The sequence below is a fragment of the Pseudomonas sp. SIMBA_068 genome, from assembly GCF_046534705.1.
GTDB classification, from domain to species: Bacteria; Pseudomonadota; Gammaproteobacteria; order Pseudomonadales; family Pseudomonadaceae; genus Aquipseudomonas; species Aquipseudomonas putida.
Genome location: NZ_JAWRYI010000005.1, coordinates 290,433 through 313,592 on the forward strand (window position 1 = coordinate 290,433; position 23,160 = coordinate 313,592).

General features: G+C 63.0%; 21 protein-coding genes and 1 riboswitch. Of the genes, 10 read left to right on the forward strand and 11 right to left on the reverse strand.

The genetic code is table 11. From position 1 onward, the window contains the following. Nucleotides 1-95 precede the first annotated feature (95 nt). The 5 genes from SB756_RS14820 to ahcY form a co-directional block, all read right to left on the reverse strand. Nucleotides 96-1,985 (reverse strand): DEAD/DEAH box helicase, encoded by a 1,890-nt coding sequence (locus SB756_RS14820; RefSeq protein ID WP_341796953.1) that lies wholly within the window; start codon nt 1,983-1,985, stop codon nt 96-98. 217 nt (nt 1,986-2,202) lie between these two features. Next, entirely contained in the window at nt 2,203-2,991 is a 789-nt protein-coding gene (locus SB756_RS14825) for a substrate-binding periplasmic protein (protein ID WP_341796952.1), read from the reverse strand. A 158-nt stretch (nt 2,992-3,149) separates the two neighbouring features. After that, nucleotides 3,150-4,226, reverse strand: a complete 1,077-nt coding sequence (locus tag SB756_RS14830) for a hypothetical protein (RefSeq protein WP_341796951.1) — start codon at nt 4,224-4,226, stop codon at nt 3,150-3,152. A gap of 91 nt (nt 4,227-4,317) precedes the next feature. Then, nucleotides 4,318-5,163, reverse strand: a complete 846-nt coding sequence (metF, locus tag SB756_RS14835) for a methylenetetrahydrofolate reductase [NAD(P)H] (protein WP_341796950.1) — start codon at nt 5,161-5,163, stop codon at nt 4,318-4,320. 108 nt (nt 5,164-5,271) lie between these two features. After that, nucleotides 5,272-6,681 carry an adenosylhomocysteinase gene (gene ahcY / locus SB756_RS14840; RefSeq protein WP_410911028.1) on the reverse strand — a complete coding sequence of 470 codons (1,410 nt, stop codon included), beginning with the start codon at nt 6,679-6,681 and terminating at the stop codon, nt 5,272-5,274. 20 nt (nt 6,682-6,701) lie between these two features. Beyond that, nucleotides 6,702-6,798, reverse strand: a riboswitch (S-adenosyl-L-homocysteine riboswitch). Between the two features lie 178 nt (nt 6,799-6,976). On the opposite strand from ahcY, the gene SB756_RS14845 reads away from it, so the two are divergent. Further along, on the forward strand, nt 6,977-7,378 hold the full coding sequence (locus SB756_RS14845) for an acyl-CoA thioesterase (protein ID WP_016501956.1): 402 nt from the start codon (nt 6,977-6,979) through the stop codon (nt 7,376-7,378). 35 nt (nt 7,379-7,413) lie between these two features. Here SB756_RS14845 and SB756_RS14850 read toward each other — a convergent pair whose 3' ends face one another. Further along, a complete protein-coding gene (locus SB756_RS14850) occupies nt 7,414-8,649 on the reverse strand; it encodes a cation:proton antiporter (protein WP_049272981.1) in 1,236 nt (411 codons plus the stop codon). A 292-nt stretch (nt 8,650-8,941) separates the two neighbouring features. Here SB756_RS14850 and SB756_RS14855 point away from each other — a divergent pair, with 292 nt between their 5' ends. Then, nucleotides 8,942-9,775 (forward strand): EamA family transporter, encoded by an 834-nt coding sequence (locus tag SB756_RS14855; RefSeq protein ID WP_410911029.1) that lies wholly within the window; start codon nt 8,942-8,944, stop codon nt 9,773-9,775. A gap of 26 nt (nt 9,776-9,801) precedes the next feature. After that, entirely contained in the window at nt 9,802-10,188 is a 387-nt protein-coding gene (locus SB756_RS14860) for an MAPEG family protein (RefSeq protein WP_016501953.1), read from the forward strand. A 49-nt stretch (nt 10,189-10,237) separates the two neighbouring features. Here the strand turns inward: SB756_RS14860 and SB756_RS14865 are convergent, their stop codons facing one another. After that, nucleotides 10,238-11,389: a murein transglycosylase A gene (locus tag SB756_RS14865; protein WP_341796947.1), complete on the reverse strand. Its 1,152-nt coding sequence runs from the start codon at nt 11,387-11,389 to the stop codon at nt 10,238-10,240. Between the two features lie 119 nt (nt 11,390-11,508). On the opposite strand from SB756_RS14865, the gene SB756_RS14870 reads away from it, so the two are divergent. Next, nucleotides 11,509-11,955, forward strand: a complete 447-nt coding sequence (locus tag SB756_RS14870) for a c-type cytochrome (RefSeq protein ID WP_016501951.1) — start codon at nt 11,509-11,511, stop codon at nt 11,953-11,955. A gap of 128 nt (nt 11,956-12,083) precedes the next feature. Here SB756_RS14870 and SB756_RS14875 read toward each other — a convergent pair whose 3' ends face one another. The 4 genes from SB756_RS14875 to SB756_RS14890 all read right to left on the reverse strand — a co-directional run bounded on the left by SB756_RS14875 (nt 12,084) and on the right by SB756_RS14890 (nt 16,653). After that, nucleotides 12,084-12,476 (reverse strand): DUF1090 domain-containing protein, encoded by a 393-nt coding sequence (locus SB756_RS14875; protein ID WP_063423366.1) that lies wholly within the window; start codon nt 12,474-12,476, stop codon nt 12,084-12,086. Between the two features lie 132 nt (nt 12,477-12,608). Then, nucleotides 12,609-14,306 carry an NAD-dependent DNA ligase LigB gene (ligB, locus tag SB756_RS14880; RefSeq protein WP_341796946.1) on the reverse strand — a complete coding sequence of 566 codons (1,698 nt, stop codon included), beginning with the start codon at nt 14,304-14,306 and terminating at the stop codon, nt 12,609-12,611. Nucleotides 14,307-14,451: 145 nt separating this feature from the next. Continuing rightward, nucleotides 14,452-15,642: a methionine adenosyltransferase gene (gene metK / locus SB756_RS14885; protein ID WP_003249375.1), complete on the reverse strand. Its 1,191-nt coding sequence runs from the start codon at nt 15,640-15,642 to the stop codon at nt 14,452-14,454. A gap of 18 nt (nt 15,643-15,660) precedes the next feature. Then, entirely contained in the window at nt 15,661-16,653 is a 993-nt protein-coding gene (locus SB756_RS14890) for an ArsR/SmtB family transcription factor (protein WP_410911030.1), read from the reverse strand. A gap of 227 nt (nt 16,654-16,880) precedes the next feature. Between SB756_RS14890 and tkt the strand changes: the two genes are divergently transcribed. The 6 genes from tkt (at nt 16,881) to fba (ending at nt 23,075) form a co-directional block, all read left to right on the forward strand. Next, a complete protein-coding gene (tkt, locus tag SB756_RS14895; RefSeq protein ID WP_341796945.1) occupies nt 16,881-18,878 on the forward strand; it encodes a transketolase in 1,998 nt (665 codons plus the stop codon). Nucleotides 18,879-19,028: 150 nt separating this feature from the next. Further along, nucleotides 19,029-20,090 (forward strand): erythrose-4-phosphate dehydrogenase, encoded by a 1,062-nt coding sequence (epd, locus tag SB756_RS14900; protein WP_049272988.1) that lies wholly within the window; start codon nt 19,029-19,031, stop codon nt 20,088-20,090. Nucleotides 20,091-20,102: 12 nt separating this feature from the next. Then, nucleotides 20,103-21,266, forward strand: coding sequence for a phosphoglycerate kinase (locus tag SB756_RS14905; protein ID WP_341796944.1), 1,164 nt, complete (start codon nt 20,103-20,105; stop codon nt 21,264-21,266). Continuing rightward, entirely contained in the window at nt 21,266-21,517 is a 252-nt protein-coding gene (locus SB756_RS14910; RefSeq protein WP_016489511.1) for a hypothetical protein, read from the forward strand. Before SB756_RS14905 ends, SB756_RS14910 begins: the two co-directional genes overlap by 1 nt. Before the next feature lie 63 nt (nt 21,518-21,580). Continuing rightward, nucleotides 21,581-21,910, forward strand: coding sequence for an MliC family protein (locus tag SB756_RS14915; RefSeq protein ID WP_410911031.1), 330 nt, complete (start codon nt 21,581-21,583; stop codon nt 21,908-21,910). 100 nt (nt 21,911-22,010) lie between these two features. Further along, nucleotides 22,011-23,075: a class II fructose-bisphosphate aldolase gene (gene fba, locus SB756_RS14920; protein WP_016501943.1), complete on the forward strand. Its 1,065-nt coding sequence runs from the start codon at nt 22,011-22,013 to the stop codon at nt 23,073-23,075. Nucleotides 23,076-23,160: the final 85 nt, after the last annotated feature.

Consider the following 23,160-nt stretch of genomic DNA (forward strand, 5'->3'; position numbering starts at 1 on the left):
TACAGGTATTGCGCAGTATGTAAAATCTGCGCAATACCTGTAGGAGCGGCCTTGTGCCGCGAACGGGCCGCAAAGCGGCCCCCTCATGCTTTCTATCAGCCCTTGCGGGTCAGTAGCGCCGGGCGCTCACCGCGCGGGCGGCTTGGCAGGTCATCCAGTTGCTCAGGTGTCGGGAAACGGTCGAGTTTGGATTCCTTGCGGATGATCACTGGCTGTTTTTCCGGCTGGCGCTGGTTGCTCACGGCCGGCTCTTGCCGGGCAGAATCGTCACGGTTCGGGCGACCACGGCCACCGCCGCCATCACGACGGGCACCGCCACCGTTGTTGGCGCGGGGCGGGCGTTTTTCGCCGCCGGCACTGCCACCATTGCGTTGCTGGCCGCCACTGCGAGCCTGGCCCTGGCCCCCGGTGTTGCTGCGTTGGCCGGTACCCTGGGCTTGGCCAGCACCACCGCCTGGGCGGCGATTGCGGCCCTGGTTCTTGCCTTGGTACGGGCTGACATAGTCGGCACGGTTGCCGAAGTTGTCGACGTCGTCGTCCAGGAATACTTCCGGGTCGCGGTTACCCTGTGCTTTAGGCTCGCTGCTGGCCTGCTGCTGTGGCTGGCGCGGCTTTTTGTCACGCGGTTTACGCGGCTGCTGTTGCTTGTCGCCGCTCTTTTCCTTGTCGGCCGGCTTGTCGGCAGCCTGTGGCTTGGCCCTGCCTTTATCCTTGCCTTTGTCCTTGCGGCCGCCGTTGGAGTCTTTACCCCCTTCGCCACGGGCCTGCTGGTTGCGACCGCCACGGCCGTTGCCCTGCGGGCGCTCGCGTACTTCGGGTTTCTCGGCTTCCACCTGGCTGGCGTCAAAGCCCATCAGGTCGCCGTCCGCGATCTTCTGCCGGGTCACCCGCTCGATGCTCTTGAGCAGCTTTTCTTCATCCGGTGCGACCAGCGAAATGGCCTCGCCCGAACGACCGGCGCGGCCAGTACGACCGATACGGTGTACGTAATCTTCCTCGACATTCGGCAGCTCGAAGTTGACCACGTGGGGCAACTGGTCGATGTCCAGGCCGCGGGCGGCGATGTCGGTGGCGACCAGTACGCGCACGCTGTTGGCCTTGAAGTCGGCCAGGGCCTTGGTGCGGGCGTTCTGGCTCTTGTTGCCGTGAATCGCGGCGGCGGTCAGGCCTTGTTTTTCAAGGTACTCGGCCAGGCGGTTGGCGCCGTGCTTGGTACGGGTGAACACCAATACCTGTTCCCAGGCACCCAGGGTGATCAGGTGTGCCAGCAGCGCACGCTTGTGGCTGGCGGGCAGGCGGTAGACGCGCTGCTCGATACGCTCGACGGTGGTGTTCGGCGGTGTCACCTCGATACGCTCCGGGTTGTGCAGGAGCTTGTCGGCGAGGTCGGTGATGTCCTTGGAGAAGGTGGCCGAGAACAGCAGGTTCTGGCGCTTGGATGGCAGGCGTGCCAGTACCTTCTTGACGTCGTGGATGAAGCCCATGTCGAGCATGCGGTCGGCTTCGTCGAGCACCAGGATTTCCACGTGGGCCAGGTCGACCTTGCCTTGGCCGGCCAGGTCGAGCAGGCGGCCCGGGCAGGCAACCAGCACGTCAACGCCTTTGGCAATCGCCTGGACCTGCGGGTTCATGCCAACGCCGCCAAAGATGCAGGCGCTGACCAGTGGCAGGTCACGGGCATAGACCTTGAAGCTGTCGTGCACCTGGGCTGCCAGCTCGCGGGTCGGGGTCAGGACGAGCACGCGCGGTTGGCGCGGGCCGTGACGCTGCGACTTGTCGGGGTGGCCGGCCGGGAACAGGCGCTCGAGAATCGGCAGGGCGAAGCCGCCGGTTTTACCAGTACCTGTCTGTGCGGCAACCATCAGGTCGCGGCCTTGCAACACGGCGGGAATCGCCCGCTGTTGCACGGGGGTCGGCTGGGTATAGCCCGCAGCCTCGATAGCGCGGACAAGAGCCTCGGAGAGACCGAGGGAAGCAAAGGACATGGGCGATCCTGTTCTCGTGTGGGCTGGGCCCGTTGGGATGTTCTGCCTGGCGCGACGGGCATCGGTGGGATGCGATCGCGTCCGGTCCAGCTGGGCTTTCACTGCACATCCGGGAAACGGAGGGGAACGCCAGGGGGCGTCGGTGCCGATCGGGATGCCTGTTGCGAGGCCGAGCGTCCGGGCGTGAGCCGGGCGGGAAGGCCCGAGTATAACAGAGCTATCGCGCTGTGCTGCTTTCCTGCTGCTCAACGGCGTTGAGAATGTTTCCGATGTCGCCTGTGTACCGGTGGCTTATGGCGGCAAAGGCCGGTTCCTGCTTGAAACGCTGCAGTTCTTCGGCAAAGGCCAGGGCCAGTGTTTCGCGCCCCGGTTTGCGCACCAGCCCCAGGTACTGGGCCTGGCGGTTGATCACCAGCGGCAGTTCCTCGACTTGCTGCTCCATGCCCAGCTGCTGGATCAGGTAATGCCCGACCACGCGGTCGGTGATTGCCAGGTCGATACGGCCCAGCAGCAGTTTGCCGAAGTTGGCTTCCTGTGTCGGCGCCGCTTCACGTCGAAAATGCGTGGCCAGGTTGAACGCAGCGCCATAGGCGTAGCCGGGCGAGGTGCCTACGGTGAGGCCTGTGAGGTCTTCAGGCCCGGCCACGGCATGGCGGCGTGCACGGGCCTGGAACAGCACGAACTCGACCTCCGACAAGGGCTCGGGGGCGTACACCAGATAGGGGCGCCGGGTTTCGCTCTGGAAGATGTCCAGAATGCCGTCGGCCAGACCTTGCTCGATCATTGCCAGGCAGCGCTTCCACGGCAGGAACTGCCATTCCACTTCGACACCCAGGCGTTTTAATACCTCGGTGGTGACTTCGTAGTCGATACCGCGTGGTTGGCCATCGTGCTGATAAATGTAGGGCGCCCAGTCATCGGATACCAGGCGCAGGCGCTCGCCCAGGGCCAACGGGCTCAGGCAGGCGAGCAGCAGGATCCAGAACAGGCGGGCGACGAGTGGCATGGCCGGAGATTACGCGCTCGGCCGAATCAAGGCCAGAGGCCTGATATTCAAAGCGGCCGCGATCTTGTGGGGTAATTGTCCTGCTCAGATACTGATCTGCGGGAGCGGGCATGCCCGCTCCCGCAGGGACGATGTAAGGCAATGGGGTGGCGGGCGTATCAGCCTTGCGATGCTCTGAGCAGATGCACCTCGATCTCTTTGCGCCGTTCGCCCAACGACAGGCGCAACCCCGGGTGGCGCAAGCACTGGCGCAGTTGCTCGGGCTGCATCTGGCCATGACGGGCATTGAGGTTCTCCAGGGCCTTGTCCCACCAGGCCGGCGCGCAGGCGAGGTCGAATTCGTTGGGGTAGGGGTAGCACCCATACAACAGCTCGCGGGCAAACTGGCGTTCGTGGCGCGGCAGGGTCAGGCTCAGCGCCTTGTAGCCCAGGCGGTGCAGGGCAGGCGGCCGTGGTAGCTGGTCATTGACCAAGGCGACGTCGGCCAGCGCCGCCTGGCTCAGCGGGTCATGGCCGTGCTTGCGCAACCAGGCCTGGATCTTGGCGCGGAACTGCGCCTTGCGGCTCCAGTAGTGGTGAATGACATCGGTGCACTCGGCCAGCTCTAGTTTGCGGTAGGCCGCCACCGCCAGGCAGAACTCTTCGAGTGTGTACGCCTCGCGCGCCAGCGGGTGGAACTCGTCCATCATGTCGATGGAACGGTCCAGGGTGCTGGCGTCCGCTGCTGTGAGGCCGATTACCCCAGAGTTGACCAGTGGCATCTGGCAGTCGGCCAGGCCCCGGGCTTGCAATATGGACAGCAGGCTCTTGTACAGCAGGCACTTCTGGTTCGCACCATAGCGTGGGCCGATGGCATTGCACAGCAGCTTGCCAGGGGCCACCCGGGCGAACAGCTGCAGCGGCGATGTGCGGAAGAAGGTGTCGGTGTCGATCAGCACGGCCAGCGGGTGTTGCTGCAGCACTTGGCGCAGCAGTACATGCTTGCTGCGAAAATGATAACCGTGTGGGGCGTTCCATGCCTGGCGCGTGGCTTCGTCCAGCAAGTGGACCGTGACGGGCAGCCTGGCGTAGGGCTGCGGGTTGTCGGTGTATACCTGGATGTCCATGGCTTCGCCTGCTGCCGGCCCCAGGTGGGCGAGGGCGCTGACGATGCTGAAGCAGGCTTCCTGATGGTAGGTTGCCGGACCAAAAGCCAGGTAGACAAGTTGTGGGCGCGATGGCTGGGGATGCTGCATGGCTGGCAAGACCTGTAACCCGGAAATGAATAAGGCTTTAGTCTATGACCAAAGCCTTAATCATTTCTTAAGCAGACTTTGCCAAAAAGTTTCAGCGCGGCAGCTTCAGGTTGTTCCAGATCGCCAGGCTTGGCTCGGCCTGGTTCAAGGTGTAGAAGTGCAGGCCCGGTGCGCCGCCTTGCAGCAGCTGTTCGCACATGCGGGTAATCACTTCTTCGCCAAATGCCTGGATGCTGGCGGTGTCGTCGGCATAGGCTTCCAGCTGCTTGCGGATCCAGCGCGGGATCTCGGCGCCACAGGCGTCGGAGAAGCGCGCCAGCTTGCTGTAGTTGGTGATCGGCATGATGCCGGGTACCACCGGGATGTCCACGCCCAGCTTCTGTGTGCGCTCGACGAAGTAGAAGTAGCTGTCGGCGTTGAAGAAGTACTGGGTGATGGCGCTGTCGGCGCCAGCCTTGACCTTGTGCACGAAGTTGGCCAGGTCGGTTTCGAAATTGCGCGCCTGTGGGTGCATTTCCGGGTAAGCGGCCACTTCCAGGTGGAAGTGGTCAGCTGTTTCCTGGCGGATGAACTCGACCAGGTCACTGGCGTAGCGCAGTTCGCCACTGGCCATGCCCATGCCCGATGGCAGGTCGCCACGCAGGGCGACGATGCGCTTGATGCCGGCAGCCTTGTATTCCGCCAGCAGGGCGCGCAAGTCGTCCTTGGAGTCGCCCACGCACGACAGGTGCGGTGCGGCCGGTACCTTCACTTCGCTTTCCAGCTGCAGCACGGTGTTCAGCGTGCGGTCGCGGGTCGAGCCACCGGCACCGTAGGTGCAGGAGAAGAAGTCCGGGTTGTAGGTGGCCAGCTGGCGGGCGACGCCCATCAGCTTTTCGTGACCGGCGTCGGTCTTGGTCGGGAAGAACTCGAAACTGTAGCGGCGTTCTTGTGACATTACTCGTTCCTCAAGCAGCCTGCTTCAAGCGGCAGGCTGCAAGTAAAAGCCAGGGCGGTGTGGGCCGGCCTGGCTTGGGCATCGTTGCGAAGCGTTGCCTGCGACTACTTAGTAGCGGTAGGCGTGCGGCTTGAACGGGCCCTCGACGGTCACGCCGATGTAGTCGGCTTGCTGCTTGGTCAGCTTGGTAACCACGCCGCCGAAGCCGCGGACCATTTCCAGGGCCACTTCTTCGTCGAGTTTCTTCGGCAGTACTTCAACAGTCAGGCGCTCGGCTTTCTTCTCGGCCGACAGGTCGGCGTACTTCTGCTCGAACAGGAAGATCTGTGCCAGCACCTGGTTGGCGAACGAACCGTCCATGATGCGGCTTGGGTGGCCAGTGGCGTTACCCAGGTTGACCAGACGGCCTTCGGCCAGCAGGATCAGGTAGTCGTCGTTCTGCGGGTCGAAGCTGCCAGCGCCGGTACGGTGGATCTTGTGTACCTGCGGCTTGACCTCTTCCCAGGCCCAGTTCTTGCGCATGAAGGCGGTGTCGATCTCATTGTCGAAGTGGCCGATGTTGCAGACCACGGCACGCTTCTTCAGGGCCTTGAGCATGTTGGCATCGCAGACGTTGACGTTACCGGTGGTGGTGACGATCAGGTCGATCTTGCCCAGCAGGGCCTTGTCGATGCTGGCTTCGGTGCCGTCGTTGATACCGTCGATGAACGGCGAGACCAGCTCGAAGCCGTCCATGCAGGCTTGCATGGCGCAGATCGGGTCAACTTCGGTGACCTTGACGATCATGCCTTCCTGACGCAGGGACTGGGCCGAGCCCTTGCCCACGTCACCGTAGCCGATAACCAGGGCCTGCTTGCCCGACAGCAGGTGGTCGGTACCACGCTTGATGGCATCGTTCAGGCTGTGACGGCAGCCGTACTTGTTGTCGTTCTTGCTCTTGGTGACCGAGTCGTTGACGTTGATCGCCGGGACTTTCAGCTCGCCCTTGGCCAGCATGTCCAGCAGGCGGTGTACGCCGGTGGTGGTCTCTTCGGTCACGCCGTGCACGCGGTCCAGTACCTGCGGGTACTTCTTGTGCAGCAGTTCGGTCAGGTCACCACCGTCGTCGAGGATCATGTTGGCGTCCCATGGCTGGCCATCTTTCAGGATGGTCTGCTCCAGGCACCACTCGTACTCTTCTTCGGTTTCACCTTTCCAGGCGAACACCGGGATACCGGCGGCGGCGATCGAAGCGGCGGCCTGGTCTTGAGTCGAGAAAATGTTGCAGGACGACCAGCGCACTTCGGCACCCAGGGCAACCAGGGTTTCGATCAGCACGGCGGTCTGGATGGTCATGTGGATGCAGCCCAGGATCTTCGCACCCTTGAGCGGTTGCTCGGCCAGGTACTTGCGACGCAGGCCCATCAGCGCAGGCATTTCCGATTCGGCAATAATGGTTTCGCGACGGCCCCAGGCGGCCAGGGAGATGTCGGCGACTTTGTAATCGGTAAAACCAGCAGGCATGTTTGCAGCGCTCATGAGAGCCTCCATTCGTAATGTGCGAATGGGCGCCGTTGTGCGTTAAGCGCTCGCGGGAGCGAGCAACGCCCCATCCGAGCCTGACAGGCCTAGCCTGCTGCAGCGCCCCTCGGACAGGTGGCGGGCATGGCACCGCTGTGGGCAACCATGTAAAACGGCGCAGATTATAGCTGCCCCCGCCGGCTTGCCCAAGGTTTTCCGTCGATTAATCGCGACGATAGTCGATGTTCAATGGAGCGAAGGCAGCCGCTCTGCCATCATTGCTACACGTTAGCCAAGCAGGTCAGGAGTACAGATGAACTTTCACACCCGCAAGTGGGTTAAACCCGAAGACCTCAACCCCAATGGCACCCTGTTCGGTGGCAGCCTGTTGCGCTGGATCGACGAAGAGGCGGCCATCTACGCCATCGTCCAGCTGGGCAACCAGCGCGTCGTGACCAAATACATATCGGAAATCAACTTCGTCAGTGCTTCGCGCCAGGGTGACATCATCGAGCTGGGCATCACTGCCACAGAGTTCGGCCGCACCTCGATCACCCTCAAGTGCGAAGTGCGCAACAAGATCACCCGCAAGAGCATTCTGACCGTCGACAAGATGGTGTTCGTCAATCTCGGTGAAGACGGCTTGCCGGCAGCGCACGGGCGCACCGAGATCAAGTATGTCCAGGACCAGTTCCCGGATTCGGCAGTCGAGTGACGATTTTCTGGGGCCGCAAAGCGGCCCCGGCATTCTCAAGGCTGGGCGCTGACCTTGCGCACCACCCGCCCGATGCTCAAGCCCTGCACCAGGATCGACGACAACACCACGATGTAGGTGATCGACAGCAGCAGGTCACGCTCCGCGCCCAGTGGCAGCGACAGCGCCAGTGCCACCGACACCCCGCCACGCAGGCCGCCCCAGGTCAGCACCCGCACCGTGCCTTTGGGCACCGGGCGCCAGCGGCGCAGCAACACAATGGCCGGGGCCACGGTCAGCAGCCTCGACAGCAGCACCGCCAGCGCCAGCACACTGCCGGCCGCCAGGTGCATCCAGTTGAACGGCAACAGCAGCAGCTCCAGGCCGATCAGCGCGAACAGCAGGGCGTTGAGCATGTCATCGATCAGCTCCCAGAAACCGTCCATGTAGCGACGGGTCATGTCGTTCATCGCCAGGTTGCGGCCCAGGTTGCCGATGATCAGGCCGGCCACCACCATGGCGATCGGCGCAGAGACGTGCAGCTCGTAACACATGGCCGAGCCGCCGATGACCAGCGCCAGGGTCAGCATGACTTCCACCTGGTACTGCTCGATGCTCTTGATCATGCGGTAGGTGGCGTAGCCGATCAGGCCACCAAACACCACGCCGCCTATGGCCTCGCGGGCGAACAGGATCGCCGTGTCGGTCATGCTCGGCGTTTCACCCAGCTGAATGATGCCCAGCAACACGGTGAACACCACCACCGCGGTGCCATCGTTGAACAGCGACTCACCGACGATGGTGGTTTTCAGCGGTTTGGAGGCGTTGGCGGTACGCAGCGCGCCCAGCACGGCAATCGGGTCGGTAGGCGAGATCAGCGCACCGAACAGCAGGCAGTAGATCAGCGGCACTTGCCAGCCGAACATCGCGAATACCCAGTGCGACAGGTAACCGATGACCACGGTGGCAATCAGCACCCCGATTGTCGCGAGCAAACCGATCGGCCAGCGGTAACTGCGCAGATCGCTGAGGTTCACGTGCAGTGCGCCGGCAAACAGCAGGAACGCCAGCATCCAGTGCATCAACAGGTCGTTGAAATCGATCTGGTTCATCAGCCCTTCGACGCGTTCTTCCAGGCCAGGGAAGCCGATCAGGCTCAGGCCCTGCAGCATCAGGGAGAACAGCAGTGCCGTAACCATCACGCCGATGGCGGGGGGCAGGCCGATGAAGCGGTAATTTACATAGGTGAGGAGGGTGGTGAGGCAGATAAACGCGGCAACTAATTCAAGCATCCCGAATCCTGTGACAGTGGCTTCCAAGTCGTTACCCGAATGGCTCGGGCAGTTCTTTGATGACCTGGCGCGGGGTTCGGGACACAAGGTTTGACCCAATTAGTCCAAATCGTTCCCATGTAAGGGGCTGCTGCGCAGCCCAATCGCCGGCAAGCCAGCTCCCACATGTAGGGCATCATCCTTGAAAGCGGCGCGGTCAATGTGGGAGCTGGCTTGCCGGCGATTGGGCCGCACAGCGGCCCCTGAACGCTATATATTCACATCAATAAAAAGCCATTAAGGATAAGAAGGCGTGTTGGCAACATCCCTGGTGCTGGTCGCCGCCTTGCTGCATGCGACCTGGAATACCCTGATCAAATTCAGCGGCGAGCGCTTGCTGGTGATCGCCAGCATGGACACGGTGGCCCTGGTGTTCGCGGTGCTGGCGGTATCCTTCGTCGATGTGCCGCCAGCTGAAATATGGCCCTGGTTGATAGCATCAGCGTTGGCCGAGCAGCTGTACCGCTACCTGCTGATCAAGGCCTACCGCGTGGGCGACCTGGGGCTGGTCTATCCTCTGATGCGCGGGCTGTCGCCGCTGGTGGTGCTGGGGCTGACCCTGGCCTTCGCCGGGGAGTCGCTGAGCCAGCAGCAGATCATCGGTATCCTGTTGATCCCCTGTGGAATGGCCTGCCTGTTGTGGCAGGGCGGCGGCGGTGAGCGGCTGCCCTGGTCGATGTTACCGGTGGTTGCGTTGATTGGCCTGTGCATTGGTTGCTACACCTGGTTCGACGGCCAGGCCGTGCGACTGTGGGGCAAACCATGGGATTACCTGGTGTGGCTGACCCTGCTCAGTGCTTGGCAATTTCCGTTGTTGGCTGGCATAGCGCGGCGGGCGCCGTTTGTACTGTTCTGGCGTACCCAATGGCGCCTGGGGCTGGCGGTAGGGTTCTGCGTATTGTTCAGCTATGCCCTGGTGTTGTGGGCCATGCACCTGGGGTCGGTGGCCGAGGCGGCCGCGTTGCGGGAGTTGAGCGTGATCCTGGTGGTGGTGCTGGGTATGCGCTACCTCAAAGAACCTTTTGGCGGGCCGAGACTCCTAGCTTGCGGGCTGGTCCTGGCAGGCATGCTGGTGATGAAGCTCTAACCCATTATCGAACAAGGAGTCTGAGCATGACCGTTGCCCTGTGGTGCATCCTGATCGCGCTGCTGCTGAACCCGCTGTGTGCCTTGATCGCCAAGGTGGCCAGCGGCCGGTTCGGCCTCAAGGACAATCACGACCCGCGAGCCTTCCTTGATACCTTGTCGGGCTTGCCACGGCGTGCCCATGCGGCGCAGCAGAATGGCTACGAGGCATTCCCGGCGTTTGCGGCTGCGGTGCTGGTGGCGGATATCGTCGGTAATGCCGAGCAGGTGACGCAGGATGTGCTGGGGGTGATGTACATCACCAGCCGCTTGCTTTACATCATCTGCTACCTGGCCGATTGGGCGGCCTTGCGCTCGCTGGTGTGGTTTGCCGGGTTGGCAATTATCGTGTCGTTCTTCGTGGTTTCCATCTGAAACCGCGTTGCCTTCTTCGCGGGCTTGCCCGCGAAGAAGGCAACACCGATCAAGGTACCTTAGGTACCTCAGGTAGTGGCTGGCCTTTAGGCCAGAGCATCCAGATCTGCCCCTGCTGCTTCATGTTCCCCGCCAGCTCGCCGGCTTCCGGCCCGGTGCCCCAGAACAGGTCGGCACGCACTTCACCCGCAATCGCCCCACCAGTGTCCTGCGCACCCACCGGGCGCACCACTGGCGAGCCGTCCGGGCGCGTGGTGGAAAGCCACAACAGGCTGCCCAGCGGAATTACCTTGCGGTCGATCGCCACGCTGTAGCCGGCGGTGAGCGGTACGTTCAAGGAACCGCGCGGGCCTTCGTTGCTGTCCGGGCGGGTGCTGAAGAATACGTAGCTGGGGTTGCTGGCCAGCAGTTCCGGTACGCGCTGCGGGTTGGCCTGGGCCCAGGCATGAATCGCACCCATGCTCACTTCTTCTTTTTTCAACTGGCCCTGCTCCACCAGCCAGCGGCCAATCGGCCGGTAGGGGTGGCCGTTCTGATCGGCGTAGCCCAGACGCAGCTGACGGCCGTCTTCCAGTTGTACCCGGCCCGAACCCTGGATCTGCAGGAATTGCAGGTCCATCGGGTCGGTCAGCCAGGCCAGCACCGGTGCCTTGACGCCGTTACGGTTGATCACTTCGGCAGTGTCGTATGGTTTGAGGACCCGGCCATCGAGCCGACCACGCAGGCGCTTGCCCTTCAGCTCGGGGTATACGCTGGCCAGGTCGACCACGATCATGTCATCCGGGGGGCCGTAAACCGCCACATGGTTGGTCGCCGATTGGCTCAGGCTGCCGGGGTAGACCGGCTCGTAGTAACCGGTAATCAGGCCGTTGGCATTGTTCTCGGCGGAGCGCAGGCCATAAACCTGCAGATTCTGCTCAAGGAAGGTACGCACCTGGGCAGCGCTCGCCGTGTCGCTGCCGGCCGCTTCGCAGGTGGCGGCCCACACCGGGTCGCGCTTGAGCTTCTCACAGCCGCTGCGCCAGGCGTAGAAACCGGCCAGCAGGTCTTCGTCGCTGACTGCGGGGAGGTCTTTCCAGGTGGCCGGGGCGTAGGTGGCGATGGCGTGGGGCTCGGGCTTGGCGCCTTCGCCGCCGTTGCAGCCGGCCAGCAAAGCCAGCACTGGGAGTGTCCAGGCCAGGTGGCGCAGGGCAGATGTCATGTGTGCATTCCTGTCATGGGCGAACATGAAAATTCGCCCCTGTTTTTTATGTGGCTATTGGTGTTTGGCCCTTGGGCAGCGATACTGGCCGCCCATTTGCGTAGGCCGAAGTGAGCGTGATGTTGAAGCGATTGACCGTTGTTTTGCTGGCCGCCCTGGCCCTGAGTGGTTGTGACCGGGTTGACCCGAACTCGCCACTGGGCAAACGCAAGGTGATATTCAAGGACATGCTCAAGACCAGTGAAGACCTGGGCGGCATGCTGCGTGGCCGGTTGCCGTTCGACGGGCTGAAGTTTGCCGACGGTGCGCTGAAGCTGGACAGCCTGTCGCATCAACCCTGGCAGCACTTTCCGCAGGTGCGCGATGGCGGTGACAGTGCCGCGCGCGCAGAGGTATGGGAGCGTCAGGCGCGTTTTCATGACCTGGCCCGGCAGCTGGAAAGCGTCACGGGCGAACTGGTCGATGTCAGCCGCAGCCAGCCGCTGGACGCTGCACAGCTGAAAGCGCCGATGGACAAGGTCGAAGCGGCGTGCAAGGCGTGCCATACCGAGTTTCGTAATCATTGATGGCCTGCTGTGGCCTCATCGCCGGCAAGCCAGCTCCCACAGGTACTGCGCAGTAATTGAAGGCAGTGTGATACCTGTGGGAGCTGGCTTGCCGACGATGAGGCCAGTAAGGGCAACGCAAATCGCTGTTAGCGATCCAGATCGTCCACGGCTTCCTGCAGCTCCTTACGCGATTCTGCAAGCTTGTCCTTGCGCTTGTTGATCTTCTCCGCGTCGCCTTTTTTCTCGGCTTTCTTCAGGTCTTTTTCCCGCTGCGCCACTTCGTGACGTGCATCCAGCACCTTCTGCTCACGCTCTTTGCGCAGGCTCGCGTCGGTGCAGTTGTCCACGCCACGCAGTGCTTCCTCCAGCCCGGCGACCTGGTCGCTGTTGCCGTGGTCGCGGGCGATTTTCAACTGGTTCTCGATGGCGCTGCGCTTGGCGGCGCAACCGGTCAGGCCTGGGTCCGGCTGGGCCGCTTGTACAGCTCCCGCAGCCAAACCCAGTGATGCGAGCAGGATAAGAGTCGAAATGCGTTTCATGAAAAGCCTCCTGAACGGGGCGGGGCAGCAAAAGTTGGTGGAAATCCTGCCTTGGTTTTGCCCATTTAGGAACCCTTGGTGAGGTTTTCGGCTTGAATCTCGGGTTTTTCCTACGAGCTAAATGGTAAAAAATCATTGCTCAATGCGCTGGGGGCTCGCGGGGAACCCCTCTATGCCGGTTTTCGCCAACCGTGCAGCAACGGCCTGCACCTCAGGGGCCGCGAAGAAATCCACAAGTTGGCGCGAGCGTTTTGCGCCGATGCCGGGCACGGTTTGCCATTGCCCGGTACTGCGTGACGCCAGCTCTGCCCAGTCGCCTGTCAGTTGTTGGTGCTTGCTGACGGGCGCGCCAATGCCGCGCAGCCACTGATCGAAGGGGCGTGAGCGCGCTTGGTCGAAGCTGCCCAGCAGCTGTGCCGCCGTCAGGCTGCTTATGCCGGGTACTTGCTGCAGGCGCTCGGCATCGAGATGCAGCCAGTCGGTCATCGACGTTACCAGGCCCGCTTCGACCAGCCGGCGCCATGTGCCGGGCCCGGTACGCGGCAAGGCCAGGCCTTGTTTTCCGCCAAGCCAGGCAAGCCGGGCAATGAATTGCTCTTCACAGCCTTCGCTGGCCTGCCAGCAGCTGTGGGCATGATGCTGGTCGGGTGCAGGCACGGCCAGTGGCTGGCGCTCGACAGCGCGGTGCACGACGTGGTCCAGACGTGGAATGGTCAGCCCGGCCAGGCTGATGGCCACCTGGTCGCCGGGGCGGATATCCAAGGCTTGCCAGCGCCCCAGCGAGCCAAGGCTTACCTGGGAAATGCGCCGGTCATCGAGGGTTACCGGCTGCACATGCACAATGGGCGTGACCCTGCCGGTGCGGCCAACCCTAAAGCGCACGTCGCGCACCTCGGCCAAGGCTTGCACATAGGGGTATTTCCAGGCCGCGATCCAGTATGGCGCCTTGGCTTGCCAGCGCTGCGCGGGCGGCCGGCTGCCCTGGCGCAGGATCACACCATCGGTGGCAAAGGGCAGGGGGGAGCGGTACCAGTGCTCACGCCAGTGTGCTGCGTCCTCCAGCGTGTCGATGGCGATGCTGTAACGCAGGCTGTCCGGGAACCCCAGTTGTGCCAGCTGTGCGAGGCGTTCTGCTTGTTGCCCGGGGCCCTGCGGCCAGCTCCACACGAACAGGCCGATCGTGTCCGCTTGCTCGGCGGACAGTTGCTTGCGTGCGAGCAGCCCGGCCACGGTGCCGCGGGCGTTGGCACTGCCTGCCTTGGCTTGTACGTGTTCGTTCAGGCGCAGATACAGCTCACCTTGCAAGTGCAGGTCTACCGGCATGGGCAACTGTCGGGTGATTGCGCCGAGTTCTGGAATGTGTCGGCTCCAGTCATGGCCGTGTACACCGTCACCCCGGCTGGTCAGCTGTACCAATCGGCCCTGCTGGTAAGTGAGGGAAACTGCAACACCGTCGACCTTGGGCTGTACCCACACGCCGGTCTTGCCGGCCATCCATCGCGCCACGGCCTGGCGGTCTGCCAGCTTGTCGACGCCGGTATGCGGCACTGGGTGGGGGACCGGGCCGCGAGCGCTGGCCAAGGCGGAGGTGCTGCTGCCAACCGCGAAGCACTGCTGCAGGTGATTCAGGCGCTGGCGGCTTTGGTCGTACAGTTCATCGGCGACCAGGGCAACACCTTGGCGATGGTAGTGCTCGTCCCATCGGGCAAGCGTGGCGCGCAATTGCGCAACTTCGGACCTGGCCTGTTGCGGCTTCCAGTCGGGGCATGAGGTGGCGCTGGCCAGTGGGGTGTGTAGCGCAAACAGCAGGACAAGCAGCAGGTAAGGCATGGCCAGCATCCTTGCATGGCGGGTGAGTCCTCCAGCCTAGGCAGCTTCGCAGGCGCTTGCCGCCGCGCGATTGTCAGCCGATATGTCACAAAAAAGCCCCTGCCGATTGCTCTGCAGGGGCTTTCGTCTGGCGCTGCAGGAAAACTTACAGGCCGGCAGCGTCACGCAGCGACTGGGCGCGGTCGGTGCGCTCCCAGGTGAAGGTGGTGAAGGTGTCGTCGCCGACAGTCTTCTGCTGCGGGGTACGGCCGAAGTGGCCGTAGGCAGCGGTTTCCTGGTACATCGGGTGCAGCAGGTCGAGCATGGTGGTGATGGCGTATGGACGCAGGTCGAAGCACTCACGCACCAGCTGGATGATCTTGTCGTCGGAGACCTTGCCGGTGCCGAAGGTGTTGATCGAGATGGAGGTCGGCTGGGCCACGCCAATGGCGTACGACACCTGGATCTCGCAGCGCTCGGCCAGGCCGGCGGCAACGATGTTCTTGGCTACGTAGCGGCCGGCGTAGGCAGCGGAACGGTCGACCTTGGACGGGTCCTTGCCGGAGAACGCGCCACCACCGTGGCGGGCCATGCCGCCGTAGGAGTCGACGATGATCTTGCGGCCGGTCAGGCCACAGTCACCCACCGGGCCACCGATGATGAAGTTGCCGGTCGGGTTGATGTGGTACTGGGTGCCCTTGTGCAGCAACTCGGCAGGCAGGGTGTGCTTGACGATCAGCTCCATCACGGCTTCTTGCAGATCTTTCTGCGACACTTCCGGGTTGTGCTGGGTCGACAGCACCACGGCGTCGATACCGACTACCTTGCCGTTTTCGTAGCGGCAGGTGACCTGCGACTTGGCATCTGGGCGCAGCCACGGCAGCAGGCCGGACTTGCGCGCTTCGGCCTGGCGCTCGACCAGACGGTGCGAGAAGCAGATCGGTGCCGGCATCAGCACTTCGGTTTCGTTGCTGGCATAGCCGAACATCAGGCCCTGGTCACCGGCGCCCTGGTCTTCTGGCTTGGAGCGGTCCACGCCCTGGGCGATGTCCACCGACTGCTTGCCGATGATGTTCATCACGGCGCAGGTGGCGCCGTCGAAGCCGACGTCCGAGCTGTTGTAGCCGATGTCGATGATGACCTTGCGCACCAGGTCTTCAAGGTCGACCCAGGCCGAAGTGGTGACTTCGCCGGCGATGATGGCGACACCGGTCTTGACCAGGGTTTCGCACGCTACGCGGGCGTATTTGTCCTGAGCGATGATGGCATCAAGGACGGCGTCCGAAATCTGGTCGGCGATCTTGTCCGGATGCCCTTCGGACACGGACTCGGAGGTGAAAAGGGAGTATTCGCTCATCTCGAAGGTTCCTGAAATTTACCGATGGTGTATGTCGCCAGCCGTCCGCTGGAAATGGCGGACCTGGATCTGGAAACCGTTACGCAAGCCCACGTACAGGCTGTCCCCATGGGCCAGCCCGGCAGCGTTGGCCCAGCGGGCCAGGTCGTCCTGTTCAAAGCCAAGCCACAGGTCGCCGCAGGCGTCCCGCGCCCACCCCTGGTCATGGCTGCACAATTCGGTGACCAGCAGGCTACCGCCTGCCTTCACCCGTTTGGCCAACTGGCGCAAGGCCAGGGCCGGGTCGCTGAAATGGTGCAGCACCATGTTCAGCACAACGCAGTCGGCGGCCACATCCGTTGCACCCAGTGCATCGGCCAACTGCAGGTTCACGTTGTCGAGCCCCTCGCGCTGGCACACTTGGCGCGCCAGTTCGAGCATGGTCGGGCTGTTGTCCAGGGCGGTCACCTGGGCGAAGCGCCGGGCCAGGTCGGGGAGGAAGCCGCCGTCACCGGGGCCGACCTCCAGGGCGCTGGCGGTCGGGTCGAAATGCAGTTTGTCGAGTAGCGCAAGCAGGCTTTCGCGGTACTGTGGCAGGCCGGCGATCAGGTCTTGCTGAGCGCGAAACTTTTCTTCAACGCGCAGGAAGAAGTCCTGGCTGGTGGCCGCACGGCGCTGCTGCACCTGGGCGATCCGCGCCTGCACATCTGGCGGCAGGACCAGGTCGTCGACTTCATCGAGCAGCGCCGCATGCAGCCGACCGCCCAGGCGCAGGCCGTCGGGCAGGGCACGGCGATAGAAGATGGCGTTACCTTCGCGGCGGGTTGCCACCAGCTCGGCCTGGGCCAGCACCTTCAGGTGGTGGCTCATGCCCGACTGGCCGATGTCGAAGATCTGCGCCAGCTCCAGCACGCCGAACGAATCGTTGGCCAGTGCGCGCAAAACATTCAGGCGCAGCGCATCGCCACTGGCTTTGCACAGGGCGGCCAATGCTTCGCGTTGCTCGGGAATCGATTGCGCACGGAGGTTCATGGGGCGGCAGTCTAGACAGGCATCGATGCCCTAGCAAGGCCAATATCAAAAAGTTTTGATATTGGGTGATAGGCGGAGCGGTTAACCCGGTTTTGCCCCGAATTGAATGCCAATCACAGGAAAATCCCCCGACTGCGACCATACGTCATTGCCCCAAGCCCCCCCAGTGGGCGAAAATGGCCGCCTTTTTCGTAACACTACCTATTCAAGCCCCCAGGAGATCAGCGATGCCCAGCCGTCGTGAACGTGCCAACGCCATTCGTGCACTCAGCATGGATGCCGTGCAAAAGGCCAACAGCGGCCATCCAGGTGCCCCCATGGGCATGGCGGATATCGCCGAAGTGCTTTGGCGCGACTATCTGAAGCACAACCCGAGCAACCCGAGTTTCGCCGACCGTGACCGCTTCGTGCTGTCCAACGGCCACGGCTCGATGCTGATCTACTCGCTGCTGCACCTGACCGGCTACGACGTCACCATCGATGACCTCAAATCGTTCCGCCAGCTGCACAGCCGTACCCCGGGCCACCCGGAGTTCGGCTACACCCCGGGTGTGGAGACCACCACCGGCCCGCTGGGCCAAGGCCTGGCCAACGCCGTGGGCTTCGCCCTGGCCGAGAAGGTACTGGGCGCCCAGTTCAACCGTGAAGGCCACAACGTCGTCGACCACAACACCTACGTGTTCCTGGGCGACGGCTGCATGATGGAAGGCATCTCCCACGAAGTCGCCTCGCTGGCCGGCACCCTGGGCCTGAACAAGCTGGTTGCCTTCTACGACGACAACGGCATCTCCATCGACGGTGAAGTGGAAGGCTGGTTCACCGACGACACGCCGAAGCGTTTCGAGTCCTACAACTGGCTGGTGATCCGCAACGTCAATGGCCACGACGCCGACGAGATCCGTACCGCCATCGACACCGCCCGCAAGAGCGATCGCCCGACCCTGATCTGCTGCAAGACCATCATCGGTTTCGGTTCGCCGAACAAGCAGGGCAAGGAAGACTGCCACGGTGCTCCGCTGGGCAACGACGAAATCGCCCTGGCGCGCAAGGAACTGAACTGGAACCACGGTCCGTTCGAAGTCCCTGCGGACATCTACGCCGAGTGGGATGCCAAGCAAGCCGGTGCCAAGGTGGAAGCGGAATGGAACACGCGTTTCGACGCTTACGCTGCTGCCTTCCCGGAACTGGCCAGCGAGCTCAAGCGCCGCCTGAGCGGTGAGCTGCCAGCCGACTTCGCGGAAAAAGCCGCTGCCTATATTGCTGAAGTCGCGGCCAAGGGCGAGACCATTGCCAGCCGCAAGGCCAGCCAGAACACCCTGAACGCCTTCGGCCCGCTGCTGCCGGAACTGCTGGGCGGCTCGGCCGACCTGGCCGGCTCCAACCTGACCCTGTGGAAAGGTTGCAAGGGCGTCAGCCATGAAGATGCCAATGGCAACTACATGTACTACGGCGTGCGCGAGTTCGGCATGACCGCCATCATGAACGGCGTTGCCCTGCACGGTGGCCTGGTGCCTTACGGCGCGACCTTCCTGATGTTCATGGAATACGCCCGCAACGCCGTGCGCATGTCTGCCCTGATGAAGCAGCGTGTGATCCACGTCTACACCCACGACTCCATCGGCCTGGGCGAAGACGGCCCGACTCACCAGCCGATCGAGCAGCTGGCCAGCCTGCGCTGCACGCCGAACCTGGACACCTGGCGCCCCGCTGACGCCGTTGAGTCGGCGGTTTCCTGGAAGCACGCCCTGGAGCGCAAGGATGGCCCTTCGGCGCTGATCTTCTCGCGTCAGAACCTGCAGCACCAGGACCGCGACGCCCAGCAGATCGCTGACATCGCCCGTGGCGGTTACGTGCTGAAAGACTGTGCTGGCGAGCCTGAGCTGATCCTGATCGCCACCGGTTCCGAAGTGGGCCTTGCCGTTCAGGCGTTCGACAAACTGACCGAGCAAGGCCGCAAGGTGCGCGTCGTGTCGATGCCAAGCACTAGCGTGTTCGACGCCCAGGACGCTGCCTACAAGCAGTCCGTGCTGCCGTTGGAAGTGGGGGCGCGCATCGCCATCGAAGCCGCCCATGCCGACTTCTGGTACAAGTACGTCGGCCTGGAAGGTCGTATCATTGGCATGACCACCTACGGTGAGTCGGCCCCGGCCTCTGCACTGTTCGAAGAATTCGGTTTCACCCTGGAGAACATCCTGGGCACTGCCGAAGAGCTGCTGGAAGACTGATACAAGGAAGGCGAGGGCCTTTGGCCCTCGTTCGCGGCACAAGGCCGCTCCTACAGGGTATTGCATACGCCGTCCCCTGTAGGAGCGGCCTTGTGCCGCGAATGGGCCGCGCAGCGGCCCCGTTCAACTGCCGGAGTTCAAGAGCTACCTATGTCCCACCTGCGTCCCTACAAAGTTGCACTCAACGGTTATGGCCGCATCGGCCGCTGTGTCCTGCGCGCGCTGTTCGAGCGGGGGGCGAAGGCCGGTTTCGAGATCGTCGCGCTGAACGACCTGGCCGACCAGGCCAGCCTGGAATACCTGACACGCTTCGACTCCACCCACGGGCGGTTCCCCGGTGAGGTGAAAGTCGACGGCGACTGTCTGCATATCAATGGCGACTGCGTGAAGGTAATGCGCAGTGCCACCCCCGAAGGCATCGACTGGGCCTCGCTGGGTATCGACCTGGTACTGGAGTGCTCGGGTGCCTATAACACCCGTGCCGATGGCCAGCGTTTCCTCGACGCCGGCGCGCCACGTGTGCTGTTCTCGCAGCCCATGGCCAGCGAGGCCGACGTTGACGCCACGGTGGTCTACGGTATCAATCAGGCCTGCCTGACCGGCAGCGAACGCCTGGTGTCCAATGCCTCGTGTACCACCAACTGCGGCGTGCCGCTGCTACGTGTGCTGGACCAGGCGTTCGGCATCGAGTACGTGCAGATCACCACCATCCACTCGGCGATGAACGACCAGCCGGTAATCGACGCCTACCACCACGAAGACCTGCGCCGCACGCGTTCGGCCTTCCAGTCGGTGATCCCGGTGTCCACTGGTCTGGCACGTGGCATCGAGCGCCTGCTCCCGGAACTTGCCGGGCGAATCCAGGCCAAAGCGGTACGTGTACCGACCGTCAACGTCTCGTGCCTGGACATCACCCTGCAGACCGCCCGCGACACCAGTGCGGCCGAGGTCAACCGGGTGCTGCGCGAGGCCGCGCTGGAAGGCCCGCTGAAAGGCTTGCTGGCCTACACCGAGCTGCCGCACGCCAGCTGTGATTTCAACCATGACCCGCATTCGGCGATTGTCGATGCCAGCCAGACCCGCGTTTCCGGCCCCCGCCTGGTGAACCTGCTGGCCTGGTTCGACAACGAATGGGGTTTTGCCAACCGTATGCTCGACGTTGCCGAACACTTTCTGCACGTCGTTCACCCAACCCGCAACAAACAGCCCTGAAGGACTGCATTCATGACCGTGTTGAAGATGACCGACCTCGACCTGCAAGGTAAGCGCGTACTGATCCGCGAAGACCTCAACGTGCCTGTGAAGGACGGTGTGGTAACCAGCGACGCGCGTATCCTGGCAGCGCTGCCGACCATCAAGCTGGCCCTGGAGAAGGGCGCGGCGGTAATGGTCTGCTCGCACCTGGGCCGCCCGACCGAAGGTGAATTCTCTGCCGAGAACAGCCTCAAGCCGGTTGCCGACTACCTGAGCAAGGCCCTTGGCCGTGACGTGCCACTGGTTGCCGACTACCTGGAGGGTGTCGCGGTACAGGCCGGTGAGCTGGTGCTGTTCGAGAACGTGCGCTTCAACAAGGGCGAGAAAAAGAACGCCGACGAGCTGGCGCAGAAGTACGCTGCCCTGTGTGACGTGTTCGTCATGGACGCCTTCGGCACCGCCCACCGCGCCGAAGGTTCCACTCACGGTGTAGCCAAGTTTGCCAAAGTCGCTGCTGCAGGCCCGCTGCTGGCTGCTGAACTGGACGCCCTGGGCAAGGCCCTGAAGGCCCCGGCCAAGCCAATGGCAGCCATCGTTGCCGGTTCCAAGGTATCGACCAAGCTGGACGTACTGAACAGCCTGAGCTCGGTCTGCGACCAACTGATCGTTGGTGGCGGGATTGCCAACACCTTCCTGGCCGCTGCTGGCCACCCGGTTGGCAAGTCCCTGTACGAGCCTGACCTGGTCGACACCGCCAAGGCCATCGCCGCCAAGGTCAGCGTGCCGCTGCCCGTCGACGTGGTGGTTGCCAAGGAGTTCGCCGAGAGCGCCGAAGCTACCGTCAAGGCCATCGCCGACGTTGCTGCCGACGACATGATCCTGGACATCGGCCCGCAAACTGCAGCCAACTTCGCCGAGCTGCTGAAGTCGTCGAAGACCATCCTGTGGAACGGCCCGGTCGGCGTGTTCGAGTTCGACCAGTTCGGCAACGGCACCAAGGTGCTGGCAAAAGCCATTGCCGAGAGCGCAGCGTTCTCCATCGCCGGTGGCGGTGACACCCTGGCAGCCATCGACAAATATGGCGTCAGCGAGCAAATCTCCTACATTTCTACCGGTGGTGGTGCTTTCCTCGAGTTCGTCGAGGGCAAGGTCCTGCCAGCGGTGGCAATCCTGGAAGAGCGGGCCAAGGCCTGATGACGTCGGCGCTTGGCAAAGGGAGTGGCCTGATGGTCAAGCAATTGCCTGTGATGATGCTGGCTGGCCTGCTGAGCGCCTGCTCTGGCAGCCCGGCCTCGGATGGCGACCCGGCGCATCCGCCCAAGGGTGGTTGCTACCAGTCCGAGTGGCAGGCCGAAACCGTGCCGGTCATCAGCAAGCGCGTGGGCCCGGAAGGCCTGGAAAAGTACGACGAAGACCACCAGCGCAAGGCGCCGGGTTGCCCTTGACCCCGGCGTTTCGTCGGGCCAGGCAACCAAGCGACCGCTGTGTGGTCATCTAGAGGATATGTAATGAAAGCGCTTTTGGCCGTAACGGCCCTGGCGACACTGGCAGGATGCTCACTGCTGCAGCCGGCGCAAACCGCCCCGGCAGACAACTGGACCCGTTGGGTCTGCGACACCCAGGCCGAAGTGCTGTGGCGCTTCGCCGATGCACAACGCGACCAGGTCGACGTACGCCTTGGCGGCGGTGACCAGGTCTACCGGCTCAAGTCCGAGCCGGGTGCTTCGGGTGCGCTGTACAGCGATGGCATGCTGGCCTTCCACACCAAGGGCGAAGAAGGCCTGGTGTACTGGGTGGCAACCAACGATCTGATTGGGCGGGGCTGCAAGGCACCGTGACTGGCCGGGCCGCGTGAATGGCCCACACTACTTGAACAGCAACCGCCCCTGCGGCAGGCTTGCACGAAACAAACGACGCTTGTCGGGAGAGAGATACACAATGGCACTCATTAGCATGCGCCAGATGCTGGACCACGCCGCCGAGTTCGGTTACGGCGTACCAGCTTTCAACGTCAACAACCTTGAGCAGATGCGCGCCATCATGGAAGCGGCTGACAAGACCGACTCCCCGGTGATCGTCCAGGCCTCGGCCGGTGCCCGCAAATACGCCGGTGCCCCGTTCCTGCGTCACCTGATCCTGGCTGCGATCGAAGAATTCCCGCACATCCCGGTGTGCATGCACCAGGACCACGGCACCAGCCCTGACGTCTGCCAGCGCTCCATCCAGCTGGGCTTCAGCTCGGTGATGATGGACGGTTCGCTGGGCGAAGACGGCAAGACCCCGACCGACTACGAGTACAACGTCCGCGTTACTCAGCAGACCGTTGCCATGGCGCACGCCTGCGGCGTTTCGGTAGAAGGCGAGCTGGGCTGCCTGGGTTCGCTGGAAACCGGCATGGCCGGTGAAGAAGACGGCATCGGCGCCGAAGGCGTGCTGGACCACAGCCAGATGCTGACCGATCCGGAAGAAGCGGCCGACTTCGTCAAGAAGACCCAGGTCGACGCCCTGGCGATCGCCATCGGTACCAGCCACGGTGCCTACAAGTTCACCAAGCCACCTACCGGTGACGTGCTGGCCATCGACCGCATCAAGGAAATCCACAAGCGCATCCCCAACACCCACCTGGTGATGCACGGTTCTTCCTCGGTACCGCAAGAGTGGCTGGCGATCATCAACCAGTACGGCGGCGACATCAAGGAAACCTACGGTGTACCGGTCGAAGAGATCGTTGAAGGCATCAAGCACGGCGTGCGCAAGGTCAACATCGACACCGACCTGCGTCTGGCTTCCACCGGTGCAATGCGTCGCTTGATGGCGCAGAACCCGAGCGAGTTCGACCCACGCAAGTTCTTCGGTGAAACCGTCAAAGCCATGCGTGACGTGTGCATCGCCCGTTACGAAGCCTTCGGCACCGCGGGTAATGCCTCGAAGATCAAGCCGATCTCCCTGGAAGGCATGTACCAGCGCTACCTGAAAGGTGAGCTGGCCGCCAAGGTCAACTGATCGACCGGCAGCCGTAAAAAACCCGCAGTGATGCGGGTTTTTTTTGGGGCGACAAAAAGCCGGAGGATAAATCCGGCAGACCGAC

Excerpts from the sequence above, each read along its gene's own strand:
- SB756_RS14820 (WP_341796953.1), bottom strand. The coding sequence starts at position 1,985 with ATGTCCTTTGCTTCCCTCGGTCTCTCCGAGGCTCTTGTCCGCGCTATC.
- SB756_RS14825 (WP_341796952.1), bottom strand. The coding sequence starts at position 2,991 with ATGCCACTCGTCGCCCGCCTGTTCTGGATCCTGCTGCTCGCCTGCCTG.
- SB756_RS14830 (WP_341796951.1), bottom strand. The coding sequence starts at position 4,226 with ATGCAGCATCCCCAGCCATCGCGCCCACAACTTGTCTACCTGGCTTTT.
- metF (WP_341796950.1), bottom strand. The coding sequence starts at position 5,163 with ATGTCACAAGAACGCCGCTACAGTTTCGAGTTCTTCCCGACCAAGACC.
- ahcY (WP_410911028.1), bottom strand. The coding sequence starts at position 6,681 with ATGAGCGCTGCAAACATGCCTGCTGGTTTTACCGATTACAAAGTCGCC.
- SB756_RS14845 (WP_016501956.1), top strand. The coding sequence starts at position 6,977 with ATGAACTTTCACACCCGCAAGTGGGTTAAACCCGAAGACCTCAACCCC.
- SB756_RS14850 (WP_049272981.1), bottom strand. The coding sequence starts at position 8,649 with ATGCTTGAATTAGTTGCCGCGTTTATCTGCCTCACCACCCTCCTCACC.
- SB756_RS14860 (WP_016501953.1), top strand. The coding sequence starts at position 9,802 with ATGACCGTTGCCCTGTGGTGCATCCTGATCGCGCTGCTGCTGAACCCG.
- SB756_RS14865 (WP_341796947.1), bottom strand. The coding sequence starts at position 11,389 with ATGACATCTGCCCTGCGCCACCTGGCCTGGACACTCCCAGTGCTGGCT.
- SB756_RS14870 (WP_016501951.1), top strand. The coding sequence starts at position 11,509 with ATGTTGAAGCGATTGACCGTTGTTTTGCTGGCCGCCCTGGCCCTGAGT.
- SB756_RS14875 (WP_063423366.1), bottom strand. The coding sequence starts at position 12,476 with ATGAAACGCATTTCGACTCTTATCCTGCTCGCATCACTGGGTTTGGCT.
- ligB (WP_341796946.1), bottom strand. The coding sequence starts at position 14,306 with ATGCCTTACCTGCTGCTTGTCCTGCTGTTTGCGCTACACACCCCACTG.
- metK (WP_003249375.1), bottom strand. The coding sequence starts at position 15,642 with ATGAGCGAATACTCCCTTTTCACCTCCGAGTCCGTGTCCGAAGGGCAT.
- SB756_RS14890 (WP_410911030.1), bottom strand. The coding sequence starts at position 16,653 with ATGAACCTCCGTGCGCAATCGATTCCCGAGCAACGCGAAGCATTGGCC.
- tkt (WP_341796945.1), top strand. The coding sequence starts at position 16,881 with ATGCCCAGCCGTCGTGAACGTGCCAACGCCATTCGTGCACTCAGCATG.
- epd (WP_049272988.1), top strand. The coding sequence starts at position 19,029 with ATGTCCCACCTGCGTCCCTACAAAGTTGCACTCAACGGTTATGGCCGC.
- SB756_RS14905 (WP_341796944.1), top strand. The coding sequence starts at position 20,103 with ATGACCGTGTTGAAGATGACCGACCTCGACCTGCAAGGTAAGCGCGTA.
- SB756_RS14910 (WP_016489511.1), top strand. The coding sequence starts at position 21,266 with ATGACGTCGGCGCTTGGCAAAGGGAGTGGCCTGATGGTCAAGCAATTG.
- SB756_RS14915 (WP_410911031.1), top strand. The coding sequence starts at position 21,581 with ATGAAAGCGCTTTTGGCCGTAACGGCCCTGGCGACACTGGCAGGATGC.
- fba (WP_016501943.1), top strand. The coding sequence starts at position 22,011 with ATGGCACTCATTAGCATGCGCCAGATGCTGGACCACGCCGCCGAGTTC.